The sequence below is a fragment of the Achromobacter animicus genome (assembly GCF_902859585.1).
Classification (GTDB): Bacteria; Pseudomonadota; Gammaproteobacteria; order Burkholderiales; family Burkholderiaceae_B; genus Achromobacter; species Achromobacter animicus.
The window spans coordinates 265,799-279,863 of sequence record NZ_CADIJM010000005.1; the positions used below are offsets into that span (position 1 = coordinate 265,799).

Here is a 14,065-nt window from a genome sequence, read left to right on the forward strand (position 1 = left end):
CCCCAGTATAGAAGCGCGTCTTCAGGCGCCCGGTTTTCCAAGCCGTTCGACGTGAAACCGGATGTGATCCTCGATGAATGTCGAGATGAAGTAATAGCCGTGGTCGTAGCCGGCCTGGCGGCGCAGGGTGAGCGGCTGTCCGGCGGCGGCGCAGGCCGCCTCGAATACCTCGGGATACAACTGTTCGGCCAGAAACTGGTCGGCTTCGCCCTGGTCGATGAGGATGCCGCCGGGGAAGGGCTGCTGTAGGCCGCGCATCAGGGCGGACGCGTCGTAGGCCGCCCAGTCTTCGGTTTGCGCGCCCAGGTAGGCGCCCAACGCCTTTTTGCCCCACGGGCATTGGCTGGGCGCCGCGATCGGTGCAAACGCTGACACCGAACGGAACTTGCCGGGATTGCGCAGCGCCAGCACCAGCGCGCCGTGGCCGCCCATGGAGTGTCCGAAGATGCCGGTGCGCGACGCGTCGCCCGGCAGTGCGCCGCCGGTGACGATGCCATGCAGTTCTTGCGTGACGTAGCTGTACATGCGGTAGTGATCGCGCCATGCAGCCGTGGTGGCGTCGACATAGAAGCCGGCGCCGGTGCCCAGGTCCCAGCTTTCGTCCTCGCCGGGCACGCCCGCGCCGCGGGGGCTGGTGTCGGGCGCCACCAGCATCACGCCCAGTTCCGCAGCCAGCCGCTGCGCGCCGGCCTTGATCATGAACGTTTCTTCGGTGCAGGTCAGGCCCGCCAGGTAGAAGAGCACCGGCACCGGGCCGTGCTCGGCCTGCGGCGGCACGTACACGGAAAACCGCATGGGCAGGCCGATCTCGGTCGAGTCGTGGCGGTAGTAGCGCTGCGTGCCGCCGAAGCACCGATGCTGCGAGATGAGTTCGAGGGACGCGGCCATGGGCTTGCTCCGGAAAAGAAAAAATCGAGGTGGATAAAACGTCGGCGGGTTAGGGGAATCCACGGTGCGACGTTCCGTCGCCGAATGTTAACCTGCCCCTCAATGAGCGCTCGCCACAAAAAAATACGATTCCGCGCTCAGATTGTGATCACGGCACTTGACCAGCGCCCACCGTGGCACTATTTATATACCGTGTGTGAAGACAACCCGTTCTTCCTGATACGCAAGCCCTGACACTATGGCCCGTCTGCCCCGTCTGTATGCCCCTGGGCTGCCCCAACTGGTGCAGGCCAACTTTATTCAGCCGTTGGCGGCGCCATCGCAACCCGCGCCCGCCGACATCCTGAATCAGCTCGCCACGTGGCTGGGCGAGTCGGCCCAGCGGCACCGCGTATCGGTGCATGGCTGGCTCCTCGCCAACGACCGCATCCTGCTGCTTGCCACGCCCGCAGACGAAGAAGGCCTGCCGCGGCTGATGCAGACGCTGGGCCGCAATCTTGCGGCGCGGCTGCGCGGTGGGCGGGTGTTCGCCGGCCGATACCGGTCGGCGCTGCTGGAACCCGGCGCGTGGGTGCTGCCCTCGCTGGTCTGGCTGGAAACGTATCCGGTTCGCAGCGGGGCTTCGCAGGACCCCGATTCGTGGCCCTGGTCGTCCGCGTCCAGCCATACCGGCAACACCAGCGCCGCGCCGGCCCAATGGCAGTCCGATCACGCCGACTACTGGGCTTGCGGCAACACGCCGTTCGACCGGCAGGCCAATTACCGCAAGCGGCTTCAAGATGGGCTGTCGCGCGAGGAAACCCAACGCATCGACCAAGCGGTCTCTGGCCAGTGGGCGCTGGGCGGTCCCAGCTTCATTGCCAGCCTGGCTCATACGGCCAGCCGGCGTGTGGCGCCCGGCCAGCGTGGCCGGCCCCGCAAGAAGCCGGCCGCGGCGCCCGCGGACAATGAGTCCAGCCCGCCGACGCCACCGACCACCACCCCACCGGTCAACAACTCCTGACCCCCTGACCCGCCATCACGGCGGGTTTTGTTTGTCTGCGTCCGGACATTGCGGTACCGCGCTGCCGCCCGAAGGCATTCGGGCAACCCGCGGAGTCGGCGCCGCAAGAACGGGGTCTGCACGTGCGCTTGGCGACATCTGCGCCGCAAAAGCGCGCGATCCGCGCGTGCGCTTGACTCACATCATCGCGGGACCTGCACGACGACAAGGTGCAATTCCGCCACACCTGACGTTGATCGCGCACAGAAAAAAACATCCTTTTAAATAGGGACGTATAGCGTGATTTTGCACCGCTTTGGACGCCCGAGTGACTGCGGCAAAAGACCTGCTCCGGAGACAGCCAATAACGGCGCGGCCGTTGTTATGTCCCTATATTCATGCACTATGACGGCGCATCTATTTAATTAGGGTCATACCCCGTTTGTTCCTGTTGCACCCTACTTGCGTCGGGGGTATTGTCCGACTCCTGCACTGCAACATTAGACGCAGGCCCACTGCGGAGCGCGCCATGCCCCAAATTACCCCGACCGAATCCTGTCCCACCTCCAAGGCAGTTGCCATCGATGCAACCCGCATCGGCCTGCCTTCGGCCCAGGGCCTGTACAACCCCAAGAACGAACATGATGCCTGCGGCGTCGGCTTCGTTGCCCACATCAAGGGCAAGAAAAGCCACGCGATCATCCAGCAGGGTCTGAAGATTCTTGAGAACCTGGACCACCGCGGCGCGGTTGGCGCAGACAAGCTCATGGGCGACGGCGCAGGCATCCTGATCCAGATCCCCGACACGCTGTACCGCGACGAACTCAGCCAGCAAGGCATCATCCTGCCCCCGCCCGGCGAGTACGGCGTGGCCATGGTGTTCCTGCCCAAGGAAACGGCGTCGCGCCTGGCCTGCGAACAGGAACTGGAGCGCTCCGTGCGCGCCGAGGGTCAGGTCGTGCTGGGCTGGCGCGACGTGCCGGTGGACGTCGACATGCCCATGTCGCCCACCGTCCGCGACTGCGAACCCGTGATCCGCCAGCTGTTCATCGGCCGCGGCGCCGACGTGATGGTGCCGGACGCGCTGGAACGCAAGCTCTACGTCATCCGCAAGACCGCCAGCCACGCCATCCAGAACATGCATCTGGCGCACGGCAAGGAATACTTCGTGCCCTCGGCCTCGGTGCGTACCGTGGTCTACAAGGGCCTGCTGCTGGCCGATCAGGTCGGCCGCTACTACCGCGACCTGGCCGACACCCGCACGGTGTCCGCGCTGGCGCTGGTCCACCAGCGTTTCTCGACCAACACGTTCCCCGCCTGGCCGCTGGCCCACCCGTACCGCATGATTGCCCACAACGGCGAAATCAATACGGTCAAGGGCAACTTCAACTGGCTGCGCGCCCGCGAAGGCATGATGCAGTCGGCCGTGCTGGGCGACGATCTGAAAAAGCTGTACCCCATCGTCTACGAAGGCCAGTCGGACACCGCGACGTTCGACAACTGCCTGGAACTGCTGGTGAATTCGGGCTACTCGCTGGCCCACGCCATGATGATGATGATCCCGGAAGCCTGGGAACAGCACACGCAGATGGACGAAAGCCGCCGTGCTTTCTACGAGTACCACGCCGCCATGATGGAGCCGTGGGACGGCCCCGCCGCAGTCGCGTTCACCGATGGCCGCCAGATCGGCGCCACGCTGGACCGCAACGGCCTGCGTCCTGCCCGTTACCTGGTCACCGATGACGACATGGTCATCCTGGCGTCTGAAGCCGGCACGCTGTCGATCCCCGAAAACCGCATCGTCAAGAAGTGGCGCCTGCAGCCGGGCAAGATGTTCCTGATCGACCTGGAACAAGGCCGCATCATCGACGACGCCGAGATCAAGCTGCAGTTGGCCAACAGCCGTCCGTACCGCCAGTGGATCGAGCGCCTGCAGATCAAGCTGGAATCGCTGCCCGCGCCGCGTCAGGTCGCCGTGGCCACGCAATCGGCCGTGTCGCTGCTGGACCGCCAACAGGCATTCGGCTGGACCCAGGAAGACTACAAGTTCATCCTGGAGCCCATGGCGTCGAGCGGCGAGGAAGTCATCGGCTCGATGGGCAATGATGCCCCGCTGGCCGTGCTGTCGGACCGCGCCAAGCCGTTCTACAACTATTTCCGCCAGCTGTTCGCTCAGGTCACGAACCCGCCGATCGACCCGATCCGCGAACAGCTCGTGATGTCGCTGGTGTCCTTCATCGGTCCCAAGCCGAACCTGCTGGACATCAACAACGTCAACCCGCCGCTGCGTCTGGAAGTGTCCCAGCCGGTGCTGGACTTCGCCGCCATGGCGCAGATCCGCGACATCGACCAGGTCACGGGCAAGAAATTCCGCAGCTTCGAACTGGACATCACGTACCCCGCCGCCTGGGGTCCCGAGGGCATCGAAGCCCGCGTGGCGGCCTTGTGCGCGCGCGCCGTCGACGCGGTGCGCAGCGGCTACAACATCCTGATCGTGTCGGACCGCCTGGTCGACAGCGAGCGCGTGGCCATCCCCGCGCTGCTGGCCACGTCGGCCGTGCACCAGCACCTGATCCGCGCCGGCCTGCGCACCAACACGGGTCTCGTCGTCGAAACCGGTTCGGCCCGCGAAGTGCATCACTTCGCGCTCCTGGGCGGCTACGGCGCCGAAGCCATTCACCCCTACCTGGCGCTCGAATCGCTGGGCAAGATGAATGACCCCGAAAAGGCCGTGAAGAACTACATCAAGGCGCTGGGCAAGGGCCTGAACAAGGTCATGTCCAAGATGGGCATTTCCACGTACATGTCCTACACCGGCGCGCAGATTTTCGAAGCCGTCGGCCTGCAGAGCGCCCTGGTGAACAAGTACTTCACCGGCACTGCTTCCAACATCGAAGGCATCGGCATCTTCCAGGTCGCCGAAGAAGCGCTGCGCCAGCACCGCGCCGCCTTCAGCACCGACCCCGTGCTTGCCAACGACCTGGACGCCGGCGGCGAATACGCCTACCGCGTCCGCGGCGAAGAGCACATGTGGACGCCGGATTCGATCGCCAAGCTGCAGCACGCGTCGCGCGCCAACAACTACCGCACGTACAAGGAGTACGCGCAGATCATCAACGACCAGAGCCGTCGCCACATGACGCTGCGCGGCCTGTTCGAGTTCCGCTTCGACCCGTCGCGCGCCATCCCGCTGGACGACGTCGAGCCGGCCAAGGAAATCGTCAAGCGTTTTGCCACCGGCGCCATGTCGCTGGGCTCGATCTCGACCGAAGCCCACTCGGTGCTGGCCGTTGCCATGAACCGCATCGGCGGCAAGTCCAATACCGGCGAAGGCGGCGAGGACGAACTGCGCTACCGCGCCGAAATGCGCGAAGGCAAGAGCACCATCAAGGACGGCGACACGCTGGCCTCGGTGCTGGGCACGGACCGCATCGAAGCCGACGTCGAACTCAAGCGGGGCGACTCGCTGCGTTCGAAGATCAAGCAGGTGGCGTCGGGCCGTTTCGGCGTGACCGCCGAGTACCTGTCGTCCGCCGATCAGATCCAGATCAAGATGGCGCAGGGCGCCAAGCCCGGCGAAGGCGGCCAGCTGCCCGGCCACAAGGTGTCGGAATACATCGCCAAGCTGCGCTACTCGGTGCCCGGCGTGGGCCTCATCTCGCCCCCGCCGCACCATGACATCTACTCGATCGAAGATCTGGCGCAGCTGATCCACGACCTGAAGAACGTCAATTCCAAGTCCTCGATCTCGGTCAAGCTGGTGTCCGAAGTCGGCGTGGGCACGGTGGCCGCGGGCGTGGCCAAGGCCAAGGCCGACCACGTCGTGATCGCCGGCCATGATGGCGGCACAGGCGCGTCGCCGGTGTCGTCCATCAAGCACGTGGGCACGCCCTGGGAACTGGGCCTGGCCGAAACGCAGCAGACGCTGGTGCTGAACCGCCTGCGCAGCCGCATCCGCGTGCAGGCCGACGGCCAGATGAAGACCGGCCGCGACGTCGTCATCGGCGCGCTGCTGGGCGCCGACGAATTCGGCTTCGCGACCGCGCCGCTGGTCGTCGAAGGCTGCATCATGATGCGCAAGTGCCACCTGAACACCTGCCCGGTGGGCGTGGCCACGCAGGATCCCGCGCTGCGCAAGAAGTTCCAGGGCAAGCCCGAGCACGTCGTGAACTTCTTCTTCTTCATCGCCGAAGAAGTCCGCGAAATCATGGCCCAACTGGGCATCCGCAAGTTCGACGACCTGATCGGCCGCGCCGATCTGCTGGACATGCGTTCGGGCGTTGAGCACTGGAAGGCACAAGGGCTGGACTTCACCCGCGTGTTCCACCAGACGGTGTCCGACGCCGAAGTGCACCAGACCGAAGAGCAGGATCACGGTCTGGCCGGTGCGCTGGATCACCTGCTGATCGAGCGCAGCAAGCCCGCGCTGGAGCGTGGCGAGAAGGTGTCGTTCATCGTGCCGGTGCGTAACCGCAACCGCACGATCGGCGCGATGCTGTCCGGCGCCGTGGCCTCGCGCTACGGCCATGACGGCCTGCCCGACGACACCATCCACATCCAGTGCAACGGCACCGCCGGCCAGAGCTTCGGCGCGTTCCTGGCGCACGGCATCACGATGGACCTGGTGGGCGAAGGCAACGACTACGTGGGCAAGGGTCTGTCCGGCGGCCGCATCATCGTGCGCTCGCCCAACGACTTCCGCGGCTTCGGCCCCGACCACATCATTGCCGGCAACACCGTGCTGTACGGCGCGCTGGCAGGCGAGGCGTTCTTCAACGGCGTGGCGGGCGAGCGTTTCGCGGTGCGCAACTCGGGCGCAGCAACCGTCGTGGAAGGCACCGGCGATCACGGCTGCGAATACATGACCGGCGGCACCGTCGTCGTGCTGGGTTCCACCGGCCGCAACTTCGCGGCGGGCATGTCCGGCGGCGTGGCGTACGTCTGGGATCCGGACCGCACGCTCAAGCACCGTGTGAACCTGTCGATGGTGGAACTGGAATCGGTCGTGCCGCACGCCGAGCAGCAGTCGCTGAACAACATCGACATCTGGCACAGCGCGCAGCGCGGTGGCGAACGCGAGACGGACGAGTCCATCCTGCGCCGCCTGGTGGAAGATCACTTCCGCTACACCGGCAGCTACCGTGCCCGCGAAATCCTGGGCGACTGGGAAGCCTCGCGCGGCAAATTCGTGAAGATCATGCCGACGGACTACCGCCGCGCATTGGGTGAAATGTGGCGTGCAGCCAACCCGCAACAACTGGCTGCGTGAGGGATACCATGGGAAAGATCACTGGATTTATGGAATTTCAGCGTCTGCAGGAGGCCTCCGAGGCCCCGCAGAAGCGGCTGAAGAACTGGCGCGAATTCGTGCTGCACCTGACCGACGATCAGGCCAAGCAGCAGGCGGCGCGCTGCATGGACTGCGGCATCCCGTTCTGCAACAACGGCTGCCCGGTCAACAACATCATCCCGGACTGGAATGACCTGGTGTACAAGCAGGACTGGCGCCGCGCGCTGGACGTCCTGCACTCCACCAACAACTTCCCGGAGTTCACGGGCCGCATCTGCCCGGCGCCCTGCGAAGCCGCCTGTACCTTGAACATCAACAGCGACGCCGTGGGCATCAAGTCCATCGAGCACGCGATCATCGACAAGGGTTGGGCCGAAGGCTGGGTCGCGCCGCAAGTGCCGGCGCGCAAGACGGGCAAGAAGGTCGCTGTCGTGGGCTCGGGCCCGGCCGGCATGGCATGCGCGCAGCAACTGGCGCGCGCGGGCCACTCCGTGACGTTGTTCGAGAAGAGCGACCGCATCGGCGGCCTGCTGCGCTACGGCATCCCCGACTTCAAGCTCGAAAAGCACCAGATCGACCGCCGCATCTCGCAGATGGAAGCCGAGGGCGTGGAATTCGCGCCGTCGACCTACGTCGGCGATCCGAAGGATCCCGTTGCCGATGGCCTGACGGTGCGCACCCCGAAATCGCTGATGGCCGAATTCGACGCCGTCGTGATGAGCGGTGGCTCGGAAACGCCGCGCGACCTGCCGGTGCCGGGCCGCGAGCTCGACGGCGTGTACTTCGCCATGGACTTCCTGCGCCAGCAGAACAAGGCCGTGGCGGGCGACCGCCTCACCAACCAGACGCTGGCCAAGGGCAAGCACGTGGTGGTGATCGGCGGCGGCGATACGGGTTCCGACTGCGTCGGCACCAGCAACCGCCACGGCGCCGCATCGGTCACGCAGTTCGAACTGATGCCCCAGCCGCCCGAGTCCGAAAACAAGACCATGACGTGGCCGTACTGGCCGCTGAAGATGCGCACGTCGTCCTCGCACGAGGAAGGCTGCGAGCGCGACTGGTCGGTGACCACCAAGCTGCTCAAGGGCGCCAACGGCAAGGTCGAGAAGCTGGTCGGCGCGCGCGTCGAATGGTTCAAGGACGACGCCACCGGCCAGATGAAGATGCGCGAAGTCGAAGGCTCGGAGTTCGAGATCAAGGCGGATCTGGTGCTGCTGGCCATGGGCTTCGTGTCGCCGGTGCAGAACGTGCTGGACGCGTTCGGCGTGGACCGCGATGGCCGCGGCAATGTGCGCGCCAACACCGACGACTACCGCACCAATGTGGAAAAGGTCTTCACCGCCGGCGACATGCGCCGCGGCCAGTCGCTGGTCGTGTGGGCCATCCGCGAAGGCCGCCAGTGTGCGCGCTCGGTCGACGCCTACCTGATGGGAAGCAGTGAATTGCCGCGTTGATCGTATTGCGACATATCAACGCCGCCGGTTGCCTCGCGCACCGGCGGCGTTTTTTTTGCTCTTGCGTTGCGGTTAACCGCAGTTGTTGCGACATAACCACTTTCTGAAAACGGTCTTTTCACGAATTGACACATGTCAAGAACGGGGACGGGGCGGTCTGAGAACCTGTCGTCTCACCCCACACGGAAAGATCGGAGAAGAAAATGTTTTCGCTGAACGGGCGTATCCGCGCCACCGCCATTGCCGGTTTGATCGCTGCCGGCGCCTTTGCCGCTCCCGCCCACGCCCACGAAGCGGGCGACGTGCTGTTCCGCGTCGGCGTCACGCAAGTCCGCCCCTCGCAAAACAATGGCACCGTGCTCGACGGCAGCGTCAAGCTGGACGTGAACAACAATGTGCGCCCCAGCTTCACCCTGGCCTACATGGCCACCCGCAACATCGGTATCGAACTGCTGGGCGCCTGGCCCTTCCAGCATGACGTCAGCGGCAGCGGCGGCCTGGGCAAGATCGGCTCCTCCAAGCAACTGCCCCCCACGCTCAGCCTGCAATGGCACATCCTGCCCGACAGCATGATCCAGCCGTACATCGGCGTCGGCATCAACTACACCCACTTCTTCGACACCAAGGCCGAGGGCGCGCTCAAGGGCTCGAACCTGAAGCTGGGCGATTCCTGGGGCGTGGCCGCGCAACTGGGCGCGGACATCAAGATCAATGATCGCTGGTTCATGAACGCCGACATCCGCTACATCGACATCAAGTCGAAGGTGACGCTGGACGGCGAACGTGTCGGCACCGCGCGCATCGATCCGTGGGTGGCCACGGTGGGCGTTGGTTACCGCTTCTGATCGCTGGCCTGAGATGCGCGCGGCCCCGCGCGCATCTATCAATCCTGCGGCGGCGCAAGCCGGCTGCGCAGCGCCTGCAATGCCGGCGTGTCGTCGTCGGCGCGCCAGATCAGCTGAGTAAGCGCCTGCCCATGGGACCCGGACAACGCGCCCACGCGCACCGAATGCTCCGCCCCCAGCACCGCCAGCACGGACTGCGGCACGATCGCCACCCCGGTTCCCGCTGCCACACACGCCACGATGGCGTGATACGACGCAAACTCCATCACCTTGCCGGGCGCAATGCCCTCCTGGTTCAACCACGACTCCAGGATGCGCCGGTATGAGCAGCCCGCCGCAAAGGCGATGACGCTGCGGTTGCCCAGGTCTTTCGGACTGCCGATCGGATCCCACGCCAACGGCGAGATCAGCGCCAATTCCTCCCTGAATGCATCCATCGCCGCCAGTCCCTCTGCGGGGAAGGGTTGCGCCACGAAGGCAGCCTCGATCTCGTAATTGCGCACCTTCGCGGCCAATGCGCCCGAGGTGCCGGTGACCAGCTCGATCCGCACCTGCGGCCAGGCCGCGTGATAGGCCGCCAGGATGGGGGGCAGGCGGGCGGCGGCCGTGCTTTCCATGGTGCCGATGCGCAGCACGCCCTGCAGGGCGCCTTCCCGGACGGCCGCCTGCGCCTCATCGGACAGGCGCAGCAGGCGGTCGGCGTATGACAGCAGCACGCGGCCCTGATCCGACAGCACCAGCCGGCGGTTCTGCCGCCGAAAGAGCGGCGTTCCCAGCGAGGATTCCAACTGCTTCAGGCGCGTCGACACATTGGACTGCACGCGGTTCAGATGCGCGGCGGCGCGCGCCACGCCACCCTGATCCGCGACGGTCTTGAAGATTTGCAGCGCGTCGAGATCCAAGTTTCTCATTTTGGGAACTCACGTTCTTAATAATTCACTATTCAAGATATAAGTACAGCCGTAGAGTAGGCTCCATGTCAACGCCTGCTTACCCTTCCCCCCGCCCCTCGGCCAGCGCTACAAGCCTGGCCTGGCCCGCGGCGCTTGCGCTGGCGGCGGCCATGGGCATCGGCCGCTTCGCCTTCACGCCGGTATGGCCGCTCATGGCGCAGGAGTCCGGCCTGTCGCTGACGCAGGGCGGCTGGATGGCGTCGGCCAACTACGCGGGCTATCTGTTGGGCGCACTGGCGGCGATCGTCTGGCCGGTGCGACGGCTGCGCGTCACGCTGGCGGCCAGCCTGGCCGCCGTGGCCGCGCTGACGCTGGCCATGCCAATGCTCAACAGCGTGGCGGGCTGGTCGGTGCTGCGGCTGGCGGCCGGCTATGCCAGCGCCAGTGCCTTCATCTGCGTCGTCGCATGGCGGCCGGTGCCCGCCGGCGACCCGCGCGAGGCCGCGGCTTCGGCGGTGACGTATGCAGGCGTGGGCGCGGGCATTGCGCTGACGGGATTGGCCTGTCTGGCCTTGATGGCCTCGCACGCGAGCGCCGGCGTGACCTGGACCGCGCTGGGCGGCCTGGCGCTGGCGTTGTCCGTGGCGGCGTGGCCCGGACTCAGCCGGCAATCGCCTCCCGTGCGACGGACGGCTGCTGACGCGCCGCAAACCCGCCTGCCGCGCGGCATCGCCGCGCTGTCGCTGCACTACGGTGTCTTCGGGGTCGGCTACATCATTCCCGCCACCTTTCTGCCGGCCATGGCCAAAGAGATCTTTCCCGACCCGGCGATCTTCGGCTGGGCCTGGCCGCTTTTTGGCATGGCGGCGGCGCTGTCGTGCCTGCTGGTCCCGCGGCTGGCGCGCGGCCGAGACGACCGGCAGGTGTGGCGCGGCGCGCAGGCGCTGATGGCGGCCGGCATGCTGACCGTGGCGCTGTGGCACCACATCGCCGCCGTGATCCTGGCAGCGCTGCTGGTCGGCGGCACGTTCATGGTGATCACGCAGGCGGGCATGCTGACCGCGCGCCGCCTGTCCGGCCCGGCGGCGCCGCGGGCGGCGGCCATCATGACGGCGGCGTTTGCGGCGGGGCAGATTCTGGGGCCGTTGCTGGCCTCGTGGGCGGCGCGCTGGGGCGCCGGCCTGCCGCAGGTGCTGGCGGCCAGCGCGGCGTTGCTGGCGGCGTCGGCGTGGGCGCTGGGAAAAGTCACGACAGACGGCAATGGCGCTGGGCATAATGCCATCGGCCCTTCGGGCCAACCACACAGCAATTAGAAAGCAGGTAAAGAGGAGTTCCCAGCATGAAAGCACTACGCCCCCTGATCGCCGCCCTGGCCGCCACCGCCGCCTTTGGCGGCGCTGCCCAAGCCCAGACCGGCGAATGGCCCGCCAAACCCGTGACTATGATCGTGCCCTACGCGCCGGGCGGTTTTGCCGACACCCGCGTGCGCCTCTTGGCCCGCAAGCTGGGCGAATCGCTGGGCCAGCCCATCGTTGTCGAAAACAAGGCGGGCGCAGGCGGCGTGGTCGGCACCAACCTCATCGCCAAGGCGGCCCCGGACGGCTACACGATCGGCACGGGCAACCTGGCCCCGATGGCGGTCAACCCGTCGCTGATGAAGGAAATGCCCTACAACCCGCAAAAGGATCTGGCCCCGATCATCCTGATCGAGAACAGCCCGCTGGTCCTGAGCGTGAACAACGAACTGCCGGTCAAGACGCTGGCCGACCTGATCGCACTGGCCAAGAAGGAGCCGGGCAAGCTGACCTTCGGCTCGTCCGGCGTGGGCGGCGCGCACCACTTGTCGGGCGAAATGTTCCGCGAGCAGGCCAACATCGACATCGTCCACGTGCCCTACAAGGGCGGCAGCCTGGCCGCGACCGATCTCATGGGCGGCCACATCGCGATGATGTTCGAAATGGGCTATTCCGCGCTGCCCGCCATTCAGGGCAAGAAGATCCACCCGATCGCCGTCACGTCAGCCAAGCGCCTGGACGTGCTGCCCGATGTGCCCACCATGGCCGAATCCGGCCTGCCGGGCTTCGAGTCCTACAACTGGCAGGGCATCGTGGCGCCCGCCGGTACGCCCGCGCCGATCATCGCCAAGCTCAATGCCGAATTCAACCGCATCCTGAAGGACCCGGATGTGCAGAAGGCCATTGCCGACACCGGCAGCCAGGCCGGCGGCGGCACGCCCGAAGAATTCGCCGCCTTCATCAAAACCGAAAGCGACAAGTGGGCGCACGTCATCAAGGCTGGAAACATCCAGCTCCAATAACCTCCCAGGAGTTTTCCCATGGCTACCCCTTTGATTGAACTGCTCAAGCTGACCCATCCCATCATCCAGGCGCCCATGGCGGGCGGCGCCACCACGGTGGACATGGTGGCGGAGGCATCGAAGGCGGGCGCCCTGGGATCGCTCGGCGGGGCGTACATGACGCCCGAACAGATCGAGGCGGCGGCCGAAGGGGTCCGCGCCCGCACGGATCGCCCGTTCGCCATCAACCTGTTCGCATCCGTGCCGCCAGAGCCCATGCAGGGCGATGCGAGCCGGATGCTGGCCCTGATGGCGCGCTATCACGAGCAACTTGGTCTGCCGGCGCCCGAGGCCCCCGGCCCGCAGGCCGATCCGCTGCCGGGCCAGCTCGAGGCCGTGCTGCGCATCCGGCCCGCCGTCCTCAGCTTCACCTTCGGCCGCCTGCCGGCCGAGGCGCTGGCCCGCTGCCGCGAACTAGGCATCCTGACCGTGGGCACGGCCACGACCGTCCGCGAGGCGCAAGCGCTGGAGCAGGACGGCGTTGACGCCATCGTGGCGCAGGGCGCGGAGGCAGGCGGCCACCGCGGCACGTTCCTCGACACGTTCGAGGCGTCCATGATCGGCACCATGGCGCTGGTCCCGCAGGTGGCGGACGCCGTCTCGGTACCGGTCATCGCGTCGGGCGGCATCATGGACGGGCGCGGCATCGCGGCTGCCCTGGCGCTGGGCGCCGACTTCGCCCAAATGGGGACGGCCTTCCTCACCACGGAAGAATCCGGCATCAGCGACGCCTACAAGGCGGTCGTGGCGGCCTCCCGCGCCGAACAATCCCGGATCACTCGCGGCTTCTCCGGCCGCCCGGCGCGCGGCATCGCCAATGCCTTCATGCGTGATGTGGACGCCATCGGCGGCGACATCCTGCCGTATCCGCTGCAGAACGCCCTGACCCGGCCCATGCGCACGGCGGGCGGCAAGAGCGGCAACATCAATGTCCTGTCCCTGTGGGCCGGCCAGGGCGCGCCGCTGGCACGGCGGGAGTCGACAGCGGAACTGATCCAGCGGCTGGCCCGGGAAAAGGTGGCGGCGAAGGCGCGACGTTGAGTGCTGGCGGCGGTCTGTCCGGAATGGGTGTCTGACACCCGTGTAGGAGCCGTGTGTGCCGGGCCAGTGCCTCAAGGGTGTCAGACACCCATGGAGCATCGGCAAACGCCATCAGCACCGAAACGGCGACGACCCGATTGTTCCTGAAGCCGAAAACACTGTTCCACGGGCGGCCGCTCCAATTGTGATTACACAGCGTCGGGCTACAATGGCGCCTCGCCGCCGGGAGCGAACGCTTACGCTTGCCCCGGTATCTGAGTAACAGGGCGCTTCCCGACGCAGTCTGTCTTGCCCGCGCCGGCCAGGTCCTCGGTCC

Annotated in this window: 9 protein-coding genes; 7 read left to right on the top strand and 2 right to left on the bottom strand. The window is 66.3% G+C overall.

The window, feature by feature from the left end; all coding sequences use genetic code 11:
- Positions 1-21: 21 nt before the first annotated feature.
- Complete coding sequence (gene fghA, locus HV681_RS15410) at positions 22-888, bottom strand: S-formylglutathione hydrolase (RefSeq protein WP_175123891.1); 867 nt, start codon at positions 886-888, stop codon at positions 22-24.
- Positions 889-1,126: 238 nt separating this feature from the next.
- Between fghA and HV681_RS15415 the strand changes: the two genes are divergently transcribed.
- From HV681_RS15415 to HV681_RS15430, 4 genes are all read left to right on the top strand, one after another.
- Positions 1,127-1,891, top strand: coding sequence for a hypothetical protein (locus HV681_RS15415; protein WP_175123892.1), 765 nt, complete (start codon positions 1,127-1,129; stop codon positions 1,889-1,891).
- Positions 1,892-2,399: 508 nt separating this feature from the next.
- Entirely contained in the window at positions 2,400-7,139 is a 4,740-nt protein-coding gene (locus tag HV681_RS15420) for a glutamate synthase-related protein (protein ID WP_175123893.1), read from the top strand.
- An 8-nt stretch (positions 7,140-7,147) separates the two neighbouring features.
- Positions 7,148-8,614: a glutamate synthase subunit beta gene (locus HV681_RS15425; protein WP_175123894.1), complete on the top strand. Its 1,467-nt coding sequence runs from the start codon at positions 7,148-7,150 to the stop codon at positions 8,612-8,614.
- A 203-nt stretch (positions 8,615-8,817) separates the two neighbouring features.
- The gene (locus HV681_RS15430) at positions 8,818-9,459 is read left to right on the top strand and encodes an OmpW/AlkL family protein (RefSeq protein WP_175123895.1); all 642 of its coding nucleotides are present in this window, start codon (positions 8,818-8,820) and stop codon (positions 9,457-9,459) included.
- Between the two features lie 38 nt (positions 9,460-9,497).
- On the opposite strand, the gene HV681_RS15435 is transcribed toward HV681_RS15430, so the two are convergent.
- A complete protein-coding gene (locus HV681_RS15435) occupies positions 9,498-10,370 on the bottom strand; it encodes a LysR family transcriptional regulator (RefSeq protein ID WP_175123896.1) in 873 nt (290 codons plus the stop codon).
- 65 nt (positions 10,371-10,435) lie between these two features.
- On the opposite strand from HV681_RS15435, the gene HV681_RS15440 reads away from it, so the two are divergent.
- From HV681_RS15440 to HV681_RS15450, 3 genes are read left to right on the top strand one after another with little or no spacing between them, the layout of a single operon-like run.
- Positions 10,436-11,665 (top strand): YbfB/YjiJ family MFS transporter, encoded by a 1,230-nt coding sequence (locus HV681_RS15440; RefSeq protein ID WP_175123897.1) that lies wholly within the window; start codon positions 10,436-10,438, stop codon positions 11,663-11,665.
- Between the two features lie 26 nt (positions 11,666-11,691).
- The gene (locus HV681_RS15445; RefSeq protein ID WP_175123898.1) at positions 11,692-12,669 is read left to right on the top strand and encodes a Bug family tripartite tricarboxylate transporter substrate binding protein; all 978 of its coding nucleotides are present in this window, start codon (positions 11,692-11,694) and stop codon (positions 12,667-12,669) included.
- A gap of 18 nt (positions 12,670-12,687) precedes the next feature.
- Positions 12,688-13,749: an NAD(P)H-dependent flavin oxidoreductase gene (locus HV681_RS15450; RefSeq protein WP_175123899.1), complete on the top strand. Its 1,062-nt coding sequence runs from the start codon at positions 12,688-12,690 to the stop codon at positions 13,747-13,749.
- Positions 13,750-14,065 lie beyond the last annotated feature (316 nt).

Excerpts from the sequence above, each read along its gene's own strand:
- fghA (WP_175123891.1), bottom strand. The coding sequence starts at position 888 with ATGGCCGCGTCCCTCGAACTCATCTCGCAGCATCGGTGCTTCGGCGGC.
- HV681_RS15415 (WP_175123892.1), top strand. The coding sequence starts at position 1,127 with ATGGCCCGTCTGCCCCGTCTGTATGCCCCTGGGCTGCCCCAACTGGTG.
- HV681_RS15420 (WP_175123893.1), top strand. The coding sequence starts at position 2,400 with ATGCCCCAAATTACCCCGACCGAATCCTGTCCCACCTCCAAGGCAGTT.
- HV681_RS15425 (WP_175123894.1), top strand. The coding sequence starts at position 7,148 with ATGGGAAAGATCACTGGATTTATGGAATTTCAGCGTCTGCAGGAGGCC.
- HV681_RS15430 (WP_175123895.1), top strand. The coding sequence starts at position 8,818 with ATGTTTTCGCTGAACGGGCGTATCCGCGCCACCGCCATTGCCGGTTTG.
- HV681_RS15435 (WP_175123896.1), bottom strand. The coding sequence starts at position 10,370 with ATGAGAAACTTGGATCTCGACGCGCTGCAAATCTTCAAGACCGTCGCG.
- HV681_RS15440 (WP_175123897.1), top strand. The coding sequence starts at position 10,436 with ATGTCAACGCCTGCTTACCCTTCCCCCCGCCCCTCGGCCAGCGCTACA.
- HV681_RS15445 (WP_175123898.1), top strand. The coding sequence starts at position 11,692 with ATGAAAGCACTACGCCCCCTGATCGCCGCCCTGGCCGCCACCGCCGCC.
- HV681_RS15450 (WP_175123899.1), top strand. The coding sequence starts at position 12,688 with ATGGCTACCCCTTTGATTGAACTGCTCAAGCTGACCCATCCCATCATC.